The following is a 2,633-nucleotide window of genomic DNA, read 5'->3' as shown; positions in this document are numbered from 1 at the left end:
GATTACCATGATCAAACTCTTCTAACACCTGGCAAGCAATAAGGGAGACATCGAGCATGAAGGTGGGGGCCGCACTGCGCCGACGGCGCAACGAACTCGGTATGACGCTGCGAGAACTCGCTGGCGAGGCCGAGCTGACGAGTGGGTTTTTGTCACAGGTGGAGAACGACCGTGTGTCGCCCTCGCTCAAATCTCTCGGCCGCATCGCGGAGGTCCTGCACATTCCGCTGTTCCAGCTCTTGAGCACTAATGCCGGCAATCCCGTAGTGCGTTCCGGCGAGCGGGTTGCGGTCCCATGGATGGATACCGGCGTCGAGGTTGTGTTACTGACGCCGTATCGGGACTGGCAGATGCTGCCGTTCCACCGCACGATGGCGCCCGGTGAGAGGCTCGCGGCAGTCCGTCTCGAGGCGGCCCGCGAGGAGTGGTACTACGTGCTGACGGGGGCCATCGAGATCACGCTCACCAGCGACGAGCACTTCGTGCTGGAAGAGGGTGACGCGATCCACTTCGAGAGCAGCCAACTCCACGAGGTCGCGAACCCGACGAAGAAGACGGCCACGTTCATCTGCATGATGACTCCGCCCCAGTTGTAGGGGCGGCTGCACAGCCGCACGTGGGGCGTCGGGTCAGGCGGCGAGCCGCCGAGTCCGACGGACGAGAGACGTTCCGGCCAGGAGGCATCCCACGGCGACCGTCCCGACTGCGGCGTAGGCCCACGCGACGCCGTAGCGGATCGCGTCGTTCGTCTTAGAGCCGAGGGCGATGTCCTCCCCGGCGATGACGTCGCGCACTGCATCCACGTCGCCGACATGCACGTCGACGACCAGAAGAAGGATGGCACCCGCGAGGGCCACTGCGTACATGATGGCGAGTTGTCGGACGAACTCATGAGCAGCGGACAAACGGCCCATCTCCGCCTGCTCACCGTTGGCTTGGAGGAGTGTGAGCCCTGCCGTGGTCACCAAACCGACGGACACGCCGATAAACGTGAGTGCCCCGTACAACACCGGTAGGGGCCAGTCGATAAGGGCTACGGTGGTGCCGGCCAAGCCGAGGAAAGGGATAAGGAGCCAACAGCCGAGTCGAATCACCTCAGACTCGCGCCAGCCGACGAGTAGCCGGCTGTAGATGAGAGACCCCATAGTCCAGCCCACGGCCGCGAACACAAGGGTAAAGGCCGCAAGCTCCACCGATCGACCTCGGGCAGTCTGGACGTATAGGGGCAAGAAATTGTCCGACCCAACCACAACAAATATCGCCATGCCGGAAGTGACGTGTACCCACTTCAGCGGAAAACGGTTGAGGTGCTCGCGGGCCAGCACCGGTGCATGGACTAGGCCACTGTGGCGCCAGTAAACCCTCGTCACCGCGACGGTCAAAACTGTCGCCGTCCCGGCGGCCCACCAGCTCACCCCCACCTGGGATACGGCCGTCAACGAACAACCGACAACGAGGGTCAGTAGCCAGATTCCCCTCCAATCTGTCCGGATCCGGGCCGGACGATCACGGGTCGTGGGCAATGTGACCCAACCCGAGACCAGCGCGATAATCGTCACAGGCAACTGGGCTACGAAAATGACCCTCCACCCACCAGAGGCCAACATGACGCCGGCCAACGCAGGGCCGCCGAGCCCCATTACCCCGAACACCACCGACTGCGCCGCGAATGCGCGGGGGCGGAGATGGTGGGGATAGCCCAGACCGATTGTCGCGGTCGAGACCGCGAAGACGAGTCCTACGCCGAAGCCCTGAAGCGTGCGCGCAAGGACGAGCATCAACATCGACGGTGCGGCCGCAGCCGCGGCCGTGAACACGAGAAGCCAGATCCCGGTTGCACGGAAGGTTCGACGAACGCCGACGGCATCGATGACGGGGCCGGCGACCACGACCGCGATCGCTGATGCCGCGTAGTAGCCGGTGAACACCCAGGGCAACAGGCGCACATGGCCCAGATCCTCCGCGATCGTCGAAAGGCCGGCGACGAGTGCCAGTCCGCCGAAGCCGACCGTTGCGACGACAGTCAGGTTGGCGACGGTTATCGGTAGGTATGCCCTCGACCAGATGCCGGACCCGCGGCCGATGTCGGGACTACCGTCACTGTTGTCTCTCATGAATGTGCCAGGAGGTACGTGCGAGTATGACCTGCGGCAGCGTAGTCAACATTTTAAGTAATATAGAGCAGTTTTCTGCATACATGATTATCAGTGTGATGTAATGGCCCAACCTCTGAGGACGCAGGTACCGAAGGTGGTGGCAGAAGGAGTGTCGACATGAATCGCGCGGTGTCCCCCTCGGGGATCGCTCCCCCGGTCGCGAACTACGTTCACGCTGTTGTCAGTGAGAGCCCGTCGAGGCTGCTCCACACCTCCGGCGTCGTCCCTGTTGGTGCAGACGGAAGCGTGCCGGACGACATCGAAGAGCAAGCCGCCATGGTGTGGGCGAATCTCCAGGCAATCCTGGCCGATGCCGAAATGGCCGTCGATGACATCGTCTCGGTCACGACCTACGCCGTCGCCGGGGAGGACCTGCGCCCGGTCATGGCCGCTCGCGACACCGCACTCGGCGATCACCGCGCCGCTTCCACGCTCGTCACCGTGCCCGAGCTGGCTCAGCCGACGTGGCGTATAGAG

Annotated in this window: 3 protein-coding genes; 2 read left to right on the top strand and 1 reads right to left on the bottom strand. The window is 63.4% G+C overall.

Going from position 1 to position 2,633, the window contains the following annotated elements; all coding sequences use genetic code 11:
• The first annotated feature begins 56 nt into the window (after nucleotides 1-56).
• The gene (locus OSA81_13595) at nucleotides 57-596 is read left to right on the top strand and encodes an XRE family transcriptional regulator (GenBank protein ID MDE0900035.1); all 540 of its coding nucleotides are present in this window, start codon (nucleotides 57-59) and stop codon (nucleotides 594-596) included.
• A 33-nt stretch (nucleotides 597-629) separates the two neighbouring features.
• Here OSA81_13595 and OSA81_13590 read toward each other — a convergent pair whose 3' ends face one another.
• Nucleotides 630-2,114, bottom strand: a complete 1,485-nt coding sequence (locus OSA81_13590; protein ID MDE0900034.1) for an MFS transporter — start codon at nucleotides 2,112-2,114, stop codon at nucleotides 630-632.
• A 159-nt stretch (nucleotides 2,115-2,273) separates the two neighbouring features.
• Between OSA81_13590 and OSA81_13585 the strand changes: the two genes are divergently transcribed.
• Nucleotides 2,274-2,633, top strand: a 360-nt coding sequence (locus OSA81_13585) for a RidA family protein (protein ID MDE0900033.1), incomplete at its 3' end; no start/stop codon positions are given.

The organism is Longimicrobiales bacterium, assembly GCA_028823235.1.
Lineage (GTDB): Bacteria > Gemmatimonadota > Gemmatimonadetes > Longimicrobiales > Gaopeijiaceae > UBA2589.
Note: the sequence above shows the minus strand (reverse complement) of the source record. Positions and strands in the feature narration are given on the sequence as shown.